Annotated in this window: 14 protein-coding genes and 1 riboswitch; of the genes, 5 read left to right on the forward strand and 9 right to left on the reverse strand. The window is 74.2% G+C overall.

The genetic code is table 11. The features are described 5' to 3' along the window. Window positions 1–23: 23 nt before the first annotated feature. Genes H958_RS0132585 through H958_RS0132595 form a run of 3 tightly spaced genes read right to left on the reverse strand, consistent with a single transcriptional unit; the run spans window position 24 to window position 3,185 of the window. Window positions 24–1,145, reverse strand: a complete 1,122-nt coding sequence (locus H958_RS0132585; protein WP_028061717.1) for an acyl-CoA dehydrogenase family protein — start codon at window positions 1,143–1,145, stop codon at window positions 24–26. A 55-nt stretch (window positions 1,146–1,200) separates the two neighbouring features. Then, complete coding sequence (locus H958_RS0132590; RefSeq protein ID WP_037412246.1) at window positions 1,201–2,013, reverse strand: HAD family hydrolase; 813 nt, start codon at window positions 2,011–2,013, stop codon at window positions 1,201–1,203. Beyond that, window positions 2,010–3,185, reverse strand: coding sequence for an acetyl-CoA C-acetyltransferase (locus H958_RS0132595; RefSeq protein ID WP_028061719.1), 1,176 nt, complete (start codon window positions 3,183–3,185; stop codon window positions 2,010–2,012). Before H958_RS0132595 ends, H958_RS0132590 begins: the two co-directional genes overlap by 4 nt. A 41-nt stretch (window positions 3,186–3,226) precedes the next feature. Here H958_RS0132595 and H958_RS0132600 point away from each other — a divergent pair, with 41 nt between their 5' ends. After that, on the forward strand, window positions 3,227–4,666 hold the full coding sequence (locus H958_RS0132600) for a leucyl aminopeptidase family protein (RefSeq protein ID WP_028061720.1): 1,440 nt from the start codon (window positions 3,227–3,229) through the stop codon (window positions 4,664–4,666). Window positions 4,667–4,674: 8 nt separating this feature from the next. Here the strand turns inward: H958_RS0132600 and H958_RS0132605 are convergent, their stop codons facing one another. From H958_RS0132605 to H958_RS0132620, 3 genes are all read right to left on the reverse strand, one after another. After that, window positions 4,675–5,568, reverse strand: a complete 894-nt coding sequence (locus H958_RS0132605; RefSeq protein ID WP_028061721.1) for a methyl-accepting chemotaxis protein — start codon at window positions 5,566–5,568, stop codon at window positions 4,675–4,677. Window positions 5,569–5,597: 29 nt separating this feature from the next. Then, the gene (locus tag H958_RS44555) at window positions 5,598–5,870 is read right to left on the reverse strand and encodes a HAMP domain-containing protein (RefSeq protein WP_028061722.1); all 273 of its coding nucleotides are present in this window, start codon (window positions 5,868–5,870) and stop codon (window positions 5,598–5,600) included. Between the two features lie 96 nt (window positions 5,871–5,966). Then, window positions 5,967–6,161 carry a hypothetical protein gene (locus tag H958_RS0132620; RefSeq protein ID WP_028061723.1) on the reverse strand — a complete coding sequence of 65 codons (195 nt, stop codon included), beginning with the start codon at window positions 6,159–6,161 and terminating at the stop codon, window positions 5,967–5,969. On the opposite strand from H958_RS0132620, the gene H958_RS0132625 reads away from it, so the two are divergent. The 3 genes from H958_RS0132625 (at window position 6,160) to H958_RS42095 (ending at window position 10,299) form a co-directional block, all read left to right on the forward strand. Beyond that, window positions 6,160–7,305 (forward strand): acyl-CoA dehydrogenase family protein, encoded by a 1,146-nt coding sequence (locus H958_RS0132625; protein ID WP_028061724.1) that lies wholly within the window; start codon window positions 6,160–6,162, stop codon window positions 7,303–7,305. The two genes, H958_RS0132620 and H958_RS0132625, sit on opposite strands and share 2 nt — an antisense overlap. 84 nt (window positions 7,306–7,389) lie before the next feature. Further along, window positions 7,390–8,787, forward strand: coding sequence for a hypothetical protein (locus H958_RS0132630; RefSeq protein ID WP_028061725.1), 1,398 nt, complete (start codon window positions 7,390–7,392; stop codon window positions 8,785–8,787). A 90-nt stretch (window positions 8,788–8,877) separates the two neighbouring features. Next, on the forward strand, window positions 8,878–10,299 hold the full coding sequence (locus H958_RS42095) for a pyridoxal phosphate-dependent decarboxylase family protein (RefSeq protein ID WP_051325126.1): 1,422 nt from the start codon (window positions 8,878–8,880) through the stop codon (window positions 10,297–10,299). 214 nt (window positions 10,300–10,513) lie between these two features. On the opposite strand, the gene H958_RS0132640 is transcribed toward H958_RS42095, so the two are convergent. Together H958_RS0132640 and meaB are read right to left on the reverse strand one after the other, a co-directional pair. Then, window positions 10,514–11,731, reverse strand: a complete 1,218-nt coding sequence (locus H958_RS0132640) for a TolB family protein (RefSeq protein WP_028061726.1) — start codon at window positions 11,729–11,731, stop codon at window positions 10,514–10,516. 55 nt (window positions 11,732–11,786) lie between these two features. Continuing rightward, complete coding sequence (meaB, locus tag H958_RS0132645) at window positions 11,787–12,740, reverse strand: methylmalonyl Co-A mutase-associated GTPase MeaB (RefSeq protein WP_028061727.1); 954 nt, start codon at window positions 12,738–12,740, stop codon at window positions 11,787–11,789. 36 nt (window positions 12,741–12,776) lie between these two features. Between meaB and H958_RS42100 the strand changes: the two genes are divergently transcribed. Then, window positions 12,777–13,442, forward strand: coding sequence for an acyltransferase (locus tag H958_RS42100; protein WP_037412252.1), 666 nt, complete (start codon window positions 12,777–12,779; stop codon window positions 13,440–13,442). Here the strand turns inward: H958_RS42100 and H958_RS47995 are convergent. Further along, window positions 13,439–14,101, reverse strand: coding sequence for a transglycosylase family protein (locus H958_RS47995; RefSeq protein ID WP_028061728.1), 663 nt, complete (start codon window positions 14,099–14,101; stop codon window positions 13,439–13,441). The genes H958_RS42100 and H958_RS47995 overlap by 4 nt on opposite strands. A gap of 13 nt (window positions 14,102–14,114) precedes the next feature. Continuing rightward, a riboswitch (cyclic di-AMP (ydaO/yuaA leader) is annotated at window positions 14,115–14,276 on the reverse strand. Between the last annotated feature and the right edge of the window lie 57 nt (window positions 14,277–14,333).

Raw genomic sequence — 14,333 nt, forward strand, 5'->3', positions numbered from 1 at the left:
GTCGCGACACTACGCCTGCCGCGTCAGCCGCGCATTGCGTCCCCCAGCAGCGCCCGGGCGATGACGAGCCGCTGGATCTCGCTCGTGCCCTCGTAGATCTCCGTCACCTTGGCGTCGCGGTAGTAGCGCTCGGCCGGGAACTCCTTCGTGTAGCCGTACCCGCCGAGGATCTGGATCGCCTCCCCGGTCTGCCGCCGCGCGACCGCCGAGGCGAACAGCTTCGCCTGCGCCCCTTCGATCCCGTGCGGGAGCCCGGCCTGCTTGAGCCGCGCCGCGCGCCACGTCAGCGCCCGCGCCGCCTCGATCTCGGTGTGCATCTCCGCCAGCTTCTCCTGGATCGCGCCGAGCCGCGCGATCGGGCCGCCGAACGCGTTGCGCTCCTTCGCGTAGCCGGTCGCCAGCTCGAACGCCGCCTGCGCGATCCCGACCGCCTGCGCCGCGATCCCGATCCGCCCGCCGTCGAGCGTCCGCAGCGCCACGCGCATGCCGTTGCCGGGCTCGCCGAGCCGCTCGGCCGGCGTCGAGTCGAAGGCGAGATCCGCGGTGGAGGAGGAGTTCAGCCCGAGCTTCTCCTCCTCGCGCGTGACCGCGAAGCCGTCGGCCCCCGCGCGCACGAGGAACGCGCTCGGACGCCCGTCCTCCTTCGCGAAGACGACGAACGACGACGCGTACGACCCGTTCGTGATCCACTGCTTGGCGCCGCTGATCCGCTCGTCCACCGCGCGCGTGCGCATCGCGCCGGCATCCGAGCCCGAGCCGGACTCCGTGAGCGCGAACGCCGCGAGCTCCTCGCCCGACGCCAGCTTCGGGACGTGCTCGTCGATCTGGTCCTCGCGCCCGTGGTTGAGGATCGGCAGCGTCCCCGCGCTGGTATGCACCGCGACCGTGACGCCGACGCCCGCGTCGGCGCGGCTCAGCTCCTCGAGCACCAGCACGTAGGCGAGGAAGTCCGCGCCCGCGCCGCCGTGCTCCTCCGGCACGCACACGCCCATCAGGCCCAGCTCGCCGAGCTCGGTGAACAGCTCGCGCGGGAAGTGGTGCTCGCGATCCCAGCGCGACGCGTTCGGCACGATCCGCTCGTCGGCGAACCGGCGCGCGAGATCCCGGATCGCGCGCTGATCGTCCGTCAGCTCGTGGTAGCTCAACGGTGACCACCGCCGCTTGCGCCGAGGGCCGCGCTCACGGTCGCTTCGCGGATGGTCAACGGACGGCCCTCGCGCGCACCGCGACCGCCGACCCGACGCCGCTCAGCACCGCGGCGGCCGCCGCCACCCGCAACCGCCTGCCCAACCGCTCGAAGCGCATGATCTCCCACCCCTCCTCTCGCGCCACCCGCGCGAGCGCCGAATCCGGATTGACCGCGACAGGATGGCCGACGAGCCGCAGCATCGGCAGGTCGGACTCCGAGTCCGAGTACGCGTAGGACGCGCTCAGGTCGATGTCCTCGCGCTGCGCGAGCTCGCGCAGCGCCTGCGCCTTGCCCTCGCGGTAGGTGAACGGGCCGCCGGGCCTGCCGGTGTAGACGCCGTCGACCACCTCCGCGACCGAGCCGACCGCGCCGTCGAACGTCAGCACGATCGCCATCAGCTCCGCCAGCTCCTGCGCCGCCGCGGTGCAGATGAACACGGGCCGGCCGGCGTCCTGATGCGCGTAGGCGATCTCGAGCATGCGCGGGTAGACGCGCGGCAGCACGCCCGCCAGCACGGCGGGCGAGAGCCGCTGCAGGTCGCGCACGCGCGCGCCCTCGAGCAGGGTGCCGATGCGCTCGCGCAGCGCGTCGGCGGTGGCGTCCGTCGAGCCGCGCAGGCGGAAGAGGAGGTTCTCGTACGCGTCCTGCGCGAGCCGGCGGCGGGAGATCATCCCCGCCCTGTAGGCGGCCCGGCCGAACTGGAACGTGCTCGAGCCGGCGATCAGCGTGCGATCGAGGTCGAAGAAGGCCGCGCCGCGGTCGTCGGCGCGGCGGATGGCGCCCCCGCCCGGAGGCGGGGGCAGAAGGTGGGGGCGTTCCGTCACACGTGCACTATGACGGCGTCGCCCTGACCGCCGCCGGAGCAGATCGCCACGCAGCCGTAGCCGCCGCCGCGCCTGCGCAGCTCGAGCACGAGCGAGCCGAGGATGCGAGCGCCCGACGCCCCGATGGGATGCCCGAGCGCGACCGCGCCGCCGTTGACGTTCACGCGCTCTTCGTCGATGTTGAGCATCCGGACGCTGTTGAGGGCGACCGAGGCGAACGCCTCGTTGATCTCCCACAGGTCGATGTCCGACGGCTGCAGCCCGGCCTTGTCGAGCGCCTTCAGCGCCGCGTTGGCGGGCGTGCGGGCGAGGTAGGCGAACTCGTCGGCGACCGCCGCCTGCGCGATGATCGTGGCGAGGATCTCCTTGCCGTTGCGCTCGGCCCAGTCCTCGGAGGCCAGCACCAGCGCGCCGGCGCCGTCGTTGACGCCCGGCGAGTTGCCGGCCGTGTGGCTGCCGTCCTTGCCGGTCAGCCCCGGGAGCTTGGCGAGCGCCTCGAGGGTGGAGCCGCGGCGCGGCGCCTCGTCGACCTCGACGACGGTGTCGCCTTTGCGGCCGTTGACCGTCACGGGGACGATCTCCTCCGGCAGGCGGCCCTCGTCGGTCGCGGCGACCGCGCGCTCGTGGCTGCGCAGCGCCCACTTGTCGAGGTCCGGGCGGGTCAGCTCGAGCTCGTCGCCGACCTCGGTCGCCTCCTCGAACATCTGCTTGCCGCTGAACGGGTTGCGCAGGCCGTCCTGGATCATCGCGTCGAGCGCCTTGACGTCGCCCATGCGGAAGCCGTCGCGCGCGCCGGGCAGCAGGTACGGCGCCTGCGACATCGACTCCATCCCGCCGCCGACCGCGACGTCGAGGTCGCCGGCGCGGACCGACTGGTCGATCATCCCGACCGCGCGCACGCTCGACGCGCACACCTTGTTGATCGTCTCGGAGGTGACCTCGATCGGGATGCCGGCCTCGATCTGCGCCTGGCGCGAAGGGATCTGCCCCTGGCCCGCCTGCAGGACGGTGCCCATCACGACGTGCTCGACCTGCTCGGGGGCGACGTCGGCGCGCGACAGCGCCTCGCGGATCGCGATGCCGCCCAGGTGAGTCGCCGGCAGGGTGGAGAGGCCGCCGCCGAGCTTGCCGATCGGCGTGCGGGCCGCACTCAGGATCACGGTTCGAGGCATCACCCGAGGATAGATGGCGCTGGGGTAACGTCCGCCGCCTTATGCGTGTACGAGCGACTACTGAGGCCCCTCCGAGCACCGACGCCGACACGATCGTGGTCGGCGTGTTCGAGGACGAGGGGGTCGCGCACGACTACCCCGGCGCCTTGCAGGCCCTTGTGGACTCCGGCGAGGCGCGCAGCGGCCTGCGCAAGCTCGCCGTCACGCACGCCGACCGGCGCCGGTACATCGTCGCCGGCCTCGGCGCCCGCGCGGCGTTCGACCCCGAGCGGGCGCGCGTCGCCGCCGCCACGGTGGCCGGGCGCGCCCGCGAGATAGGCACGAAGGTGCTGTGCTGGGAGGTGCCGCATCACGTCGGCGACGCGGTCGCCGGCGCGCTCGTCGAGGGCACGGTGCTGGCGTCGTACGCGTACACGGCCTACAAGAACGCCGACGACGACGGGCCGGCGCTCGAGTCGCTGATCGTCTCCTCCCACCACGACGTCTCGACGCCGGTCGTCGAGGCCGCGCTGGTCGCCGAGGCGGTCAACTCCGCGCGCGACCTCCAGAACGCGCCCGCGAACGCGATGACCCCGACGCAGCTCGCCGAGCACGCGCGCGAGCTGGAGGGCGTGACGGTCGAGGTGCTCGACCGTCACGGCATCGAGGCGGCCGGGATGGGCGCGTTCGCCGCCGTCGCGCGCGGCTCGGACGAGGAGCCGCGGCTGATCACGATCCGCTACGACCCGGTCGACGTCGCCGGCCCGCTGCTGGGGCTCGTCGGCAAGGCGGTCACCTTCGACTCCGGCGGCATCTCGATCAAGCCGGGGGCGAAGATGGCGGACATGAAGTTCGACATGTCGGGCGGCGCGGCCGTGCTCGAGGCCACCGGCGCGATCGCCCGGCTCGGCCTGCCCGTGCGCGTGGTGGCGGTGATCGGCGCGACGGAGAACCTGCCGTCCGGGCACGCCGTCAAGCCCGGCGACATCGTGCGCGCCAAGACCGGCACGACGATCGAGATCATCAACACCGACGCCGAGGGCCGGCTCGTGCTGGCCGACTGCCTCGCGCACGCCATCGACCTGGGAGCCGAGCGGCTCGTCGACCTCGCGACGCTGACGGGCGCGATCACGGTCACGTTCGGCAAGACCTACGCCGGCCTGATCGGCAGCGACGAGGACTGGTGCTCGCACGTCGCCGCGGCCGGCGAGCGGACCGGCGAGCTGTGCTGGCGGCTGCCGCTTCACGAGGAGTACGCGAAGGCGATCGAAGGCAAGTACGCCGACATCGCCAACTCCGTCGAGACGCGCCTCGCGGGCTCGATCGTCGCGGCGGAGTTCCTCAAGCGCTTCACCGGCGACGTGCCGTGGGCCCACCTCGACATCGCGGGCACGGCGTGGGACCTCGGCCGCGCGTACGCGGCCAAGAACGGCTCAGGCTGGGGCGTCCGCCTGCTCGTCGAGCTGGCCCGCGCCAACGGCGGCGCCCCGGACCTGCACTGAACCGGTGCTCAGAGCCTGAACCCGCCGACGAGCTGGTCGAGCCGCTTCGCGGTCGCGGCCAGCCGCGTCGCGGAGGCGGCGATCTCCTGCGTCGAGGCGGAGGTCTCCTGCGTGGAGGCGGAGACCTCCTGGGCCGACGCCGACGACTGCTCGGCGACGGCGGCGACCTCGACGACGTCGGCCTGGATGCGGGCGGTGCCGTCGGAGATCTGCGCGGTCGCGCCCGCGATCTCCTGGATCCGCGCGGTGACGTCGGAGACGGCCGCCTCGATGCGGGCGAACGCCTCGCGCGTCTGCTTGACGGTCTCGGTGCCCGCGGCGGTGCGCTCGGCGCCGGCCTCGACGACCGAGACCACGCGCGCGGTCTCGGCCTGGATCTGCCCGATCAGCTCGGCGATCGACTGCGCCGCGGCCTGCGAGCCCTCGGCGAGCTGGCGGACCTCGTCGGCGACGACCGCGAACCCACGGCCCTGCTCGCCCGCGCGGGCCGCCTCGATCGCGGCGTTGAGCGCCAGCAGGTTGGTCTGCGCGGCGATGCCGGAGATCGTCTCGACGATCGTGACGATCTCGCCGGAGCGCTGCGCGAGGTCGCGGATCGCTCCCGTGACGTCGCTCGAGGACTCCTGCACGGCCTGCATCGCCTCGAACGCGTCCTGCGCGGTGCCGGCGCCGTCGCGGGCGACGTCGCGCGCCTCGCCGGCGGCCGCCGCCGCGCCCTCGGCGCGCTCGGCGCTGTGGCGCGCCGTGCCGGCGGCGGAAGCGGCGGTCTCCCGCACGGCGTCGACGCTGCGAGCCTGGCGCTCGGCGCCCGCGGCGACCTCGCCGACCGCGGACGCGATCTCGTTGACGGCGTAGCCGGCGTCGGCCGAGCTGGAGGCCATGTGCTCCGAGGCCGAGGCCACCGTACGAGCCGACCCGGCGACCTCGCCGATCAGGCCGGAGAGCGATCGCGCATGCTGTTGTAGGCCTCGACGGAGCCGGCGATGCGGTCGCGGATCCCGTTGGTCGCGGCGGCGATCTGGCCGATCTCGTCGTGGCCGGGGTTCTCGATCGGCGGCGTGCTCGCGACCACCTCGACCGTCAGGTCGCCGGCCGCGACGGCGTCGAGGCCGGCGCGCAGCTCGGTCGCGCAGCGCCGCTCGAGGGTGCGCAGGCGCTCGAGCACCGCGGCCGCCGAGCGGCGGATGCCGCGGCTGACCAGCACCGTGATGGCGATCGCCAGCAGGGAGCCGAGCAGGCCGGCGACGATGCCGGCGCGCGTGGCGCTCGCGGCGGCGGCGTTGGCGCGTGCCTCGTCCTTCTAGCACAGCATCACGGCGAGGACGCCGGCGAAGGCAAGCGCCAGCTTGGATCCCAAGCTGAGGCGGAGGGCGGGAATGCGCATGGTGCCCGGCTGATCGGCACCGCGCCCGGCTTGTTGAGAACGGCACGAGCGGACCAGGTCGTCCGGCTCGAACGTCGCCGCCGGGCGAGCGGTCGCCACAATGACCGCCATGGACTTCGATCTCTCCGACGATCACGAGCTGATCCGCCGCACCGTTCGCGACTTCGCGGAGAACGAGATCGCGCCGGTGGCCGAGGAGCTCGACAGGACCAAGTCGTTCCCCTACGCGATCGTCCGTCAGCTCGGCGATCTCGGGCTGATGGGCATCCCCTTCCCTGAGGAGTACGGCGGCGCAGGCGGCGACACGCTGGCCTACGCGATCGCCGTCGAGGAGCTCACGCGGGTCGATTCGTCGGTCGCGATCACGCTGTGCGCGCACACGTCGCTCGGGACCCAGCCGATCTACCTGTTCGGCACCGAGGAGCAGAAGCGCGAGTGGCTCCCGGACCTCACCGCGGGACGCAAGCTCGGCGCGTTCGGCCTCACGGAGCCGGAGGCCGGCTCGGATGCCGGCAACGTCCGCACGCGGGCGCGGCTCGAGGACGGCGAGTGGGTCATCGACGGCGCCAAGCAGTTCATCACCAACGCGGGGACCGACATCTCCGGCGTCGTCTGCATCACCGCGAGAACAGGGCACCCCACCCACCCGGACGAGATCTCCAACCTGCTCGTGCCCAACGGCACACCGGGCTACGAGCAGGGCGAGCCGTACCGCAAGATGGGCTGGAACGCGTCCGATACGCGGCCCCTGAGCTTCGACGACTGCCGGGTGCCGGAGGAGAGCCTCGTCGGGCGGCGAGGCGACGGCTTCAAGCAGTTCCTGCGCGTCCTGGACATCGGCCGCATCGGCGTCGCGGCGATGGGCGTCGGGCTGGCGCAGGGTGCGCTCGACCAGGCGCTCGCCTACGCGAAGGAGCGCAAGGCGTTCGGGCAGCCGATCTCGAAGTACCAGGCGATCCAGGTCAAGCTCGCAGACATGGCGACCGAGATCGAGGCGGCGCGGCTGCTGACCTACAAGGCGGCGCGGCTCAAGGACGCCCAGCGCGACTTCACGCTGACGGCGGCGCAGGCGAAGCTCAAGACGGGGCGGCTGGCGGTGCGCTGCACCGAGGAGGCGGTCCAGATCCACGGCGGCTACGGCTACATCGAGGAATACCCCGTCTGCCGCATGTACCGCGACGCGAAGATCCTGACGATCGGCGAGGGCACCGATGAGGTCCAGCAGATGGTGATCGCCCGCGCGCTCGGCGCATGACGTGAGAGGCGACGTCTCGCCAAGACGGCTCGCGTCGCCGGGAGCGATCGCCCAGGGGGCGATCCTCCCGGGCGAGGTGATGCGATGAGGCTGGTGGCGCTCTGGCTGATCCTCTTCGCGGCCTACGCCGCGACGCTGGGCGTGCCTGCGCGCCCCGGACTCGACTACGCCGGCTCCGAGCCGCATCACCTGCTGGCGGCGGAGTCGATCGTCTCCGACCATGACGTCGACCTGCGCGACGACTACGCCGACCGCGCGTACGCGAGCTGGTACCCGCGCGAGCTCAAGACCGACGGGCGCGAGATCGGCGGCCGGCTGGTGGAGCCGCACGGCATCGGCTTCGCCGCGCTGATCGCGCCCGCCTACGCGCTCGGCGGCGCGCGCGCCGTCCAGGCCGAGATGGCGATGCTGCTGGCGCTCGCGTTCGTGTTCGCCGCGCTGCTCGCGCGCCGGCTGGTGCCCGAGCCGTGGGCGACCACCGGCGTGGCGCTCGCGGGCCTCTCCCCTCCCGCGCTGGCCGCGAGCACGACGATCGCACCCGGCGTCGCCGCCGCCGCGGCGCTGACCGGCGCGGCGGTCTGCGCGCTCGCGGTGCGCGAGCGCCCGCGCGTGCGCTACGTCGGCTGCGGCGCGCTGCTGCTCGCGGTGCTGCCGTGGCTCGGCTGGTCGTTCGCGATCCCCGGTCTCGTCGTCGCGTACGCGCTCGTGACGTGGACGATGCGCGAACGGCGCCGGCTCGCGGCGCTGATCGCGGGCGAGGCGCTGGCGGGCTCGCTCCTCTTCTACGCCACGCTCAACGACCGCTTCTACGGCGGGATCACGCCGCGGTCCGCGGGCGCGGGGGACGAGCCCAGCTTCCCGCTCGGCTACGCCGCCCGGATCCCGCGCCTCGCGTCGCTGTGGCTGGACCGCGACTTCGGGCTGCTGCGCTGGGCGCCGGTGCTGGGTCTCGTGTTCTTCGCCGCGTGGCTGCTGTACCGCTCGCGGCGCGACCAGCTCGCGCGCGTCGCGCCGGCCCGGCGCGAGACCGAGGCGGCGGCCAAGCTCGCGCTCGGCATCCTAGGCGCGCAGGTCGCCGTGACGGCGTTCGCGGGCATGAGCCCGCTGGAGGGCGCCGCCTTCCCCGGCGTCGCGCTGGTCGCCGCGCTGCCCGCCGCGGGCGCGCTCACGAGCTGGGGGCTGCGGCATGTGCCGCGTCCGCTCGCCGGCGTGCTGGCGGCGGTCACGCTCGGCACCGGCGCCTGGGTGGTGATCGCGGGGCGCGACGGCCACATCGGCGGCTGGCTCGACGTGCGCTCGGATGCCCCTTGGGGACCCCTCGTGAACGGGTTCCCCCACTTCGACGGCGCGCCGGTGTGGCCCGCGCTGGCGTGCGCGCTGCTGCTCGCCGGGCTCGCCGCGCTCGCCCTGCGCGAGCGCCGGGCGGCAGGGGAGTGGCGGCGCTCGGTCGCCGCCGCGCGCACCTCGCGCGCCCTCCACTAGCGGCGGGTGAACCGTCACTCGAGAAGGGCCGCACCCGGCGCCGGACGTGACGCGCCGGCTCGACGCCGCGCGGGCGGCCATGATGACGGCGTGACGACGCCGGAGTTCGTATCCGCAGACCCCGATTCCCACGCCGCGCTGCGCGCGGCGACCGCCGCCGTGGTGGAGGCGCTCGCGCGCACCGCCTCGCTGCCCGGGCCGCGCACGCCGCTGCTGCCCGCCGAGCTCGCGGCGCTCGCCGACGCGCTCGATCCCTGCCCCGACGAGGGCGCGCCGCTCGAGCGCGTGCTCCAGGACGTCGACGGCGTGCTCGCCGGCGGCATCCGCGTGCCCGACGCGGGCTACGTCGCGCATCTGCATCCGCCGCCGCTGATCGCCGCCGCCGCGAGCGAGCTCGCGGTCGCGGTCACCAACCAGTCGCAGGACGCGTTCGACGGCTCGCCGGCCGGCACGTACGTCGAGGACCGGCTGGTGCGCTGGCTCGCGCGCCTGCACGGGCTCGGCGCCGAAGGCTCGGGCGTGATGACGATGGGCGGGACCGCGTCCAACCTGCTCGGCCTGCTGCTCGCGCGCGACCGCGCCGGCGAGCACGTGCGGCGCGACGGCCTGCCGCCCGATCACCGCACGTGGCGGATCGTGGCGTCGGACTCCTCGCATGACAGCGTGCGGCGCTCGGCCGCGCTGCTCGGGCTCGGGCTCAACGCGGTCGCGGAGGTCGAGACCGACGCGCGCGGGGCGATGGACGTCGCGGCGCTCGACGCGCGCCTGGAGGAGCTGCGGGCCGCGGGCCTGCGGCCGATCGCGTTCGTGGGGACGGCCGGCACGACCGATCTCGGCGCCATCGATCCGCTCGAGGCGCTGGCGGACCGCGCGCAAAAGCTCGGCGCGTGGCTGCACGTCGACGCCGCCGTCGGGTCAGGCCTGACGCTCTCGCCCGCGCTGCGCGGGCGCCTGCGCGGCATCGAGCGCGCGGACTCGGTGACGTGCGACCTGCACAAGCTGTGGTGGCAGCCGTTCCCGGCCAGCGCGCTGCTGGTCCCGGGCGTCGAGCGCCTGCGCGCGGTCCACCACGCGAGCGTCTATCTCAACCGGCCCGAGGACGAGGCCGAGGGGCAGCTCAACCTCGTCGGCCGCTCGCTCGACACCTCGCGCCGCTTCGACGCGCTGAAGGTCCTGATCGCTCTGCGCGCGACCGGCCGGCGGCGGCTCGCCGAGCTCGTGGAGCGCTGCGTCGGGCTGGCCGCGCACGGCGCCGCCGCGGTGCGCGCGCGGCCCGCGCTCGAGCTCGTCGCCGAGCCCTCGACGGTGATGGTGTGCTTCCGCATCCGCGGCGAGGACGCGCTCAACACGCGCGTGCAGCGGGAGCTGTTCGCCTCCGGCGAGGCGGTGCTCGGCCGCACCCGCGTGCGCGGCGCCGTCGTACTCAAGCTCACGCTCGTGAACCCGCTGATCGAGCCGGCGCAGATCGACGCGCTGCTCGACCGCGTGGTCAGCGCTTCAGCGGCTGTGTGAAGGCGCGCGAGCGGCCGTCGGGGCCGCTCACGCTCCCGACGATCCGCGCGCTCGCCACCTTGCGCCGCGCGGGAAGCTCGCGCGGCCGTGACGGTCGAGCTTCGGCGCGCCGATCACCGTCAGCTTCGGCGCGGCCGGCTTCGGGGTGACGGTGATCGCGACCGTGACGAGGTTGGAGAGCCTAAGTGATCAGCGCGTGTGCGTCCATTGATCCTCACGCGATGGTCACCGGGATCCGGACCGAGCGCTTGCGGCCGTCCTCGCCCTTCACCGTCCCACGCACCCAGGCGCGCACGAGGCGCCGCCGCTCGGGCGCGCGCATGCGCAGCCGCATGACCGCCCGTGCGCGCAGCCTGCGCGAGAGCGGGCGGCCGTCGATCGTCCTGCCGCCGTGCAGCTTCACCACGAGGCGCAGCGAGACGGTGCAGTCGGCGTCGCAGCGCACGAGCAGCCAGCCGCGGCCTTTGCCGTCCAGGCGCGGCGTGGAGAGCGCGCTGAGGTACGGCGCGCGCGGCGGCGGCGGCGCGACGACGGGAACCGGGAGACGATTCACCGCGCCGGGCGGCGCGCTCGCCGGATCGGCCGGCGGCGGCGCGCCCCCGGAGCGGCAGCTGGTCGTGACGCCGGCCACGCACGGTTGCCAATCGGGCTCGGCCAGCACCGTCTGGCCGTCCGCGGGAAGGAGGACCGCACGCGTCGCGCCGCCGTCCACCGCGCTCACGCGCACGCCGCCGGCGAACGCGTAGACGAGCTCGCGGCCGTCGGGCGCCCAGTCGGGCTGGTCGCCGCCGGTGCGCGTGAGATCGAACGGGTCGCCGTCGCCGCCGGCGGGCGCTATGCGCAGCCGGGCGCCGTCGCGGTAGGCGATCCGCGCCGAGTCGGGCGACCAGGCGGGTTCGCCGAGGTCGGGCCCCGTCGCGAACGCGCGGTCGCCTGCGCCGTCGAGCCCGATCGTGCGCAGCATGCCCGACGTGCCGTAGGCCAGGCGCTCGCCGTCGGGCGACCAGCTGAGCCAGCTCAGCTGGCCGGAGAACGGGATCGGCAGCGGCTCCGCAGCGGTCCCGTCGAGGCGCATCGTGACCGCCTGCGACCCGCGCAGCAGCGCCAGCCGCGCGCCGTCGGGCGCCCACGTCGGGCCGGCCGCGCCCGGCTCGTCGAGCACGGTGCGGGCGGCGCCGGTGGCGAGCTCGAGCACCAGCACGCGCTGCCCGTCGACGACCGCGATGAGGTTGCCGTCCGGCGACCAGCCGGGGCTCGAGAGCCGCTGCCCGGAGAGGATCGTCCGCACGCCGCCGCCGTCGGAGTTGAACGTCACCAGCCGGTCCCCCGAGGGCGTGCGGACGATCGCGATCAGCTGCCCGTCGGTGGCGGCGTCCGCGGGCGCGCACAGCAATGCGAGCGCGCAGCAGAGCGCGCCGATGACCCGCGGCATGGCGCGGAATTAGATCCCGTCGCGCCGGCCGGCGCAACGAGGACTGGACGTTCGGCTATGGGTTGTGGGCCGACTCGCTGCGCGCGAGCACCGCGGTCGCCGCACTCGACGGATCCAGGCGGCGCGCGACGACCTCGTCGAGCAGCTCCTGGATCTCCGGATCCTGCTCCAGCGATGCCTCCAGCGCGCGCCGCATCCGCATCGTCGCGATGCCGAGCACCTCGCTCAACAGGTTGCGCCGGCGGCGCTCGGACAGCGTGCCCTCCGCCTCCACGTATGCGCGGTGCTCGGCGAGCTTGGCCGCCAGCTCCTCCACGCCCTCGCCGCGGGCCGCCTCGGTCTTGACGATCGGCACGCGCCACCCGTGCTGCGGCGCGAGCGAGAGCACGCCGCGGATCTCACGCACCATCGTGTCGGTCAGCGGATGGTCGGCCTTGTTGACGACGATCACGTCCGGGATCTCCATCACCCCGGCCTTGAGCGCCTGGATCGAGTCCCCGGAGCCGGGGATGAGGACGAGCACGACGCTGTCGGCGTGATCGATCACGTCGACCTCGGCCTGGCCGACGCCGACCGTCTCCAGGAACACGTCGTCCTTGCCGGCGGCGTCCATCAGCAGCGCGGTCTGCAGCGCCGCCTCGGCGAGCCCGCCGAGCGCGCCGCGCGTCGCCATCGAGCGGATGAACACGCCGGGATCGAGGAAGTGCTCGGAGAGCCGGATCCGATCGCCGAGCAGCGCGCCGCCGCGGAACGGCGAGGACGGGTCGATCGAGAGCACGGCGACCTGGCGGTCCAGCGCGCGCTGGTGGCGGATCAGCGCGCCGATCAGCGTCGACTTGCCCGCGCCGGGCGGCCCGGTGAAGCCGACGACGGCAGCCTTCCCGGTCCGTGGGTAGACCTCCTTCACGAGCGCCCAGCCCTCGGGGTCGTCGTCCTCGACGAGCGAGATCCCCCGCGCGAGGGCACGCTTGTCGCCCGCCAGGAGGCGCTCGGCCAGGGAGTCCGCCATGAAGGCGAGCAGGATAGGCGACTAGCATCGGGCGGGATGGCGACGGTGACCCGTCCCGCCCCGCCGCCTGTCCACGGCGTCCCCGAGCCCCTCCACGGCGGCCCGCTCGCGCTGCTGCGGTTCATGCGCCGCAACGGGATGCTGAACACGAAGTACGCGCGGCTGCTGGTGCGCTGGGCGTGGCTGAAGCTGCGCTGGGGCAGGCGCCTGCAGACCGACGGCATCTGCTTCGTCGGCCCGGGCGTCAAGCTCGAGCTCGGCCGCGAGGCGGTGCTGCGGCTCGGGCGCTGGTCGTGGATCGGCCACGGGACGAAGATCCGCGTCCACGAGGGCGAGTGCGAGATCGGCGCGAAGACGGTGCTCGGGCAGGAGTGCACGATCTCGGCCTTCCAGCACATCTCGATCGGCCGCGAGTGCATCGTCGCCGACCGCGTGATGCTGATCGACTTCGACCACGGCGTCGTCGAGGTCGAGCGCCCGATCCGCCACCAGGGGATCTACAAGCGCGACGTCGACGTCGGCAGCAACTGCTGGGTCGGCTACGGCGCCTGCATCCTGCGCGGCGCGCAGGTCGGCGACAACGTCGTGATCGGCTCCAACACCGTCGTGACCAAGGACGTGCCGTCCAACGCCGTGGTCGCCGGCTCACCCGCGCGCGTTCTGCGCATGCGCGAGGAGCCGGCGACGCTGCGGTGGTCTTAGGCTCCGCAGACCGGCCAGGGGGCCGTGCCGCGGGCGGCGTAGAGCTTGGCCGCCATCGCGTCCTGCGTGGCCTCGTCGGCCTTCGCGGGATCGCCGGTGCCGCCGAGCGAGCGCCAGGTGGAGCGCGTGAACTGGTACTTGCCGCGGTAGTGACCGTCGCGCGAGACGGCGGTCGGGTCGCCGCCGGACTCGCACTGGGCGATCTTGGCGAGCGCCGAGGCGGCGTCGCCCGAAGCCGGCGCGGTGCCGGCGGAGTCGAGCGAGCGCGAGCCGTCCTGCGTGCCGCCGAGGCCGAGCGCCGCGATCGTGGCGGCGCCGGCGACGCCGTCGGCCTGCAGGCCGTGCGCGCGCTGGAAGCGCTTGAGCGCCCGGCGCGTCTGCGGGCCCGCGATGCCGTCGGCGGCGACACCGAGCGCGCTTTGGATCTGGGCGACGGTGGCGGTCGTCGCCGCGGCCGGCGTGGACGCCGTCGCGCCGCCGCTCTGGTCTTGCGCGAGCGCGCCGCCCGCGGCGATCGTCAGCGAGGCGAGTAGGACCCCGGCGCCCGTGCGGCCGGACCAGCGTCTGCGACGAGCGCGGTTGGCCGCGAAGCGGCGTGCCCGCGAGGCGCGCAGCGACTCGAGCCATGGGGCATGGGACGACAGATCGGTTGATGGCACAGCGTGGAGCTCCCTTTGGTCTCATCACGCCTACGGGGTTAGCTGTCGGGCTCGCGCGATGACCTGCGCTACGCCGTCGCATGACGGCGATTCGCCCCCGGAGCCTTGACCATCGGCTCCTTTGGTTCCCCCGCTCCCCACCGCCTGAGCGGCGGGGACTCGGCTCTTTGAAGGCGCCGTACCTTACACGCCCGCATCCCGGAACGATCGTCCGCGCCCCGGCCGGCGTTGA

Source organism: Candidatus Solirubrobacter pratensis, assembly GCF_000425945.1.
In the GTDB taxonomy this organism is placed as follows: domain Bacteria; phylum Actinomycetota; class Thermoleophilia; order Solirubrobacterales; family Solirubrobacteraceae; genus Solirubrobacter; species Solirubrobacter pratensis.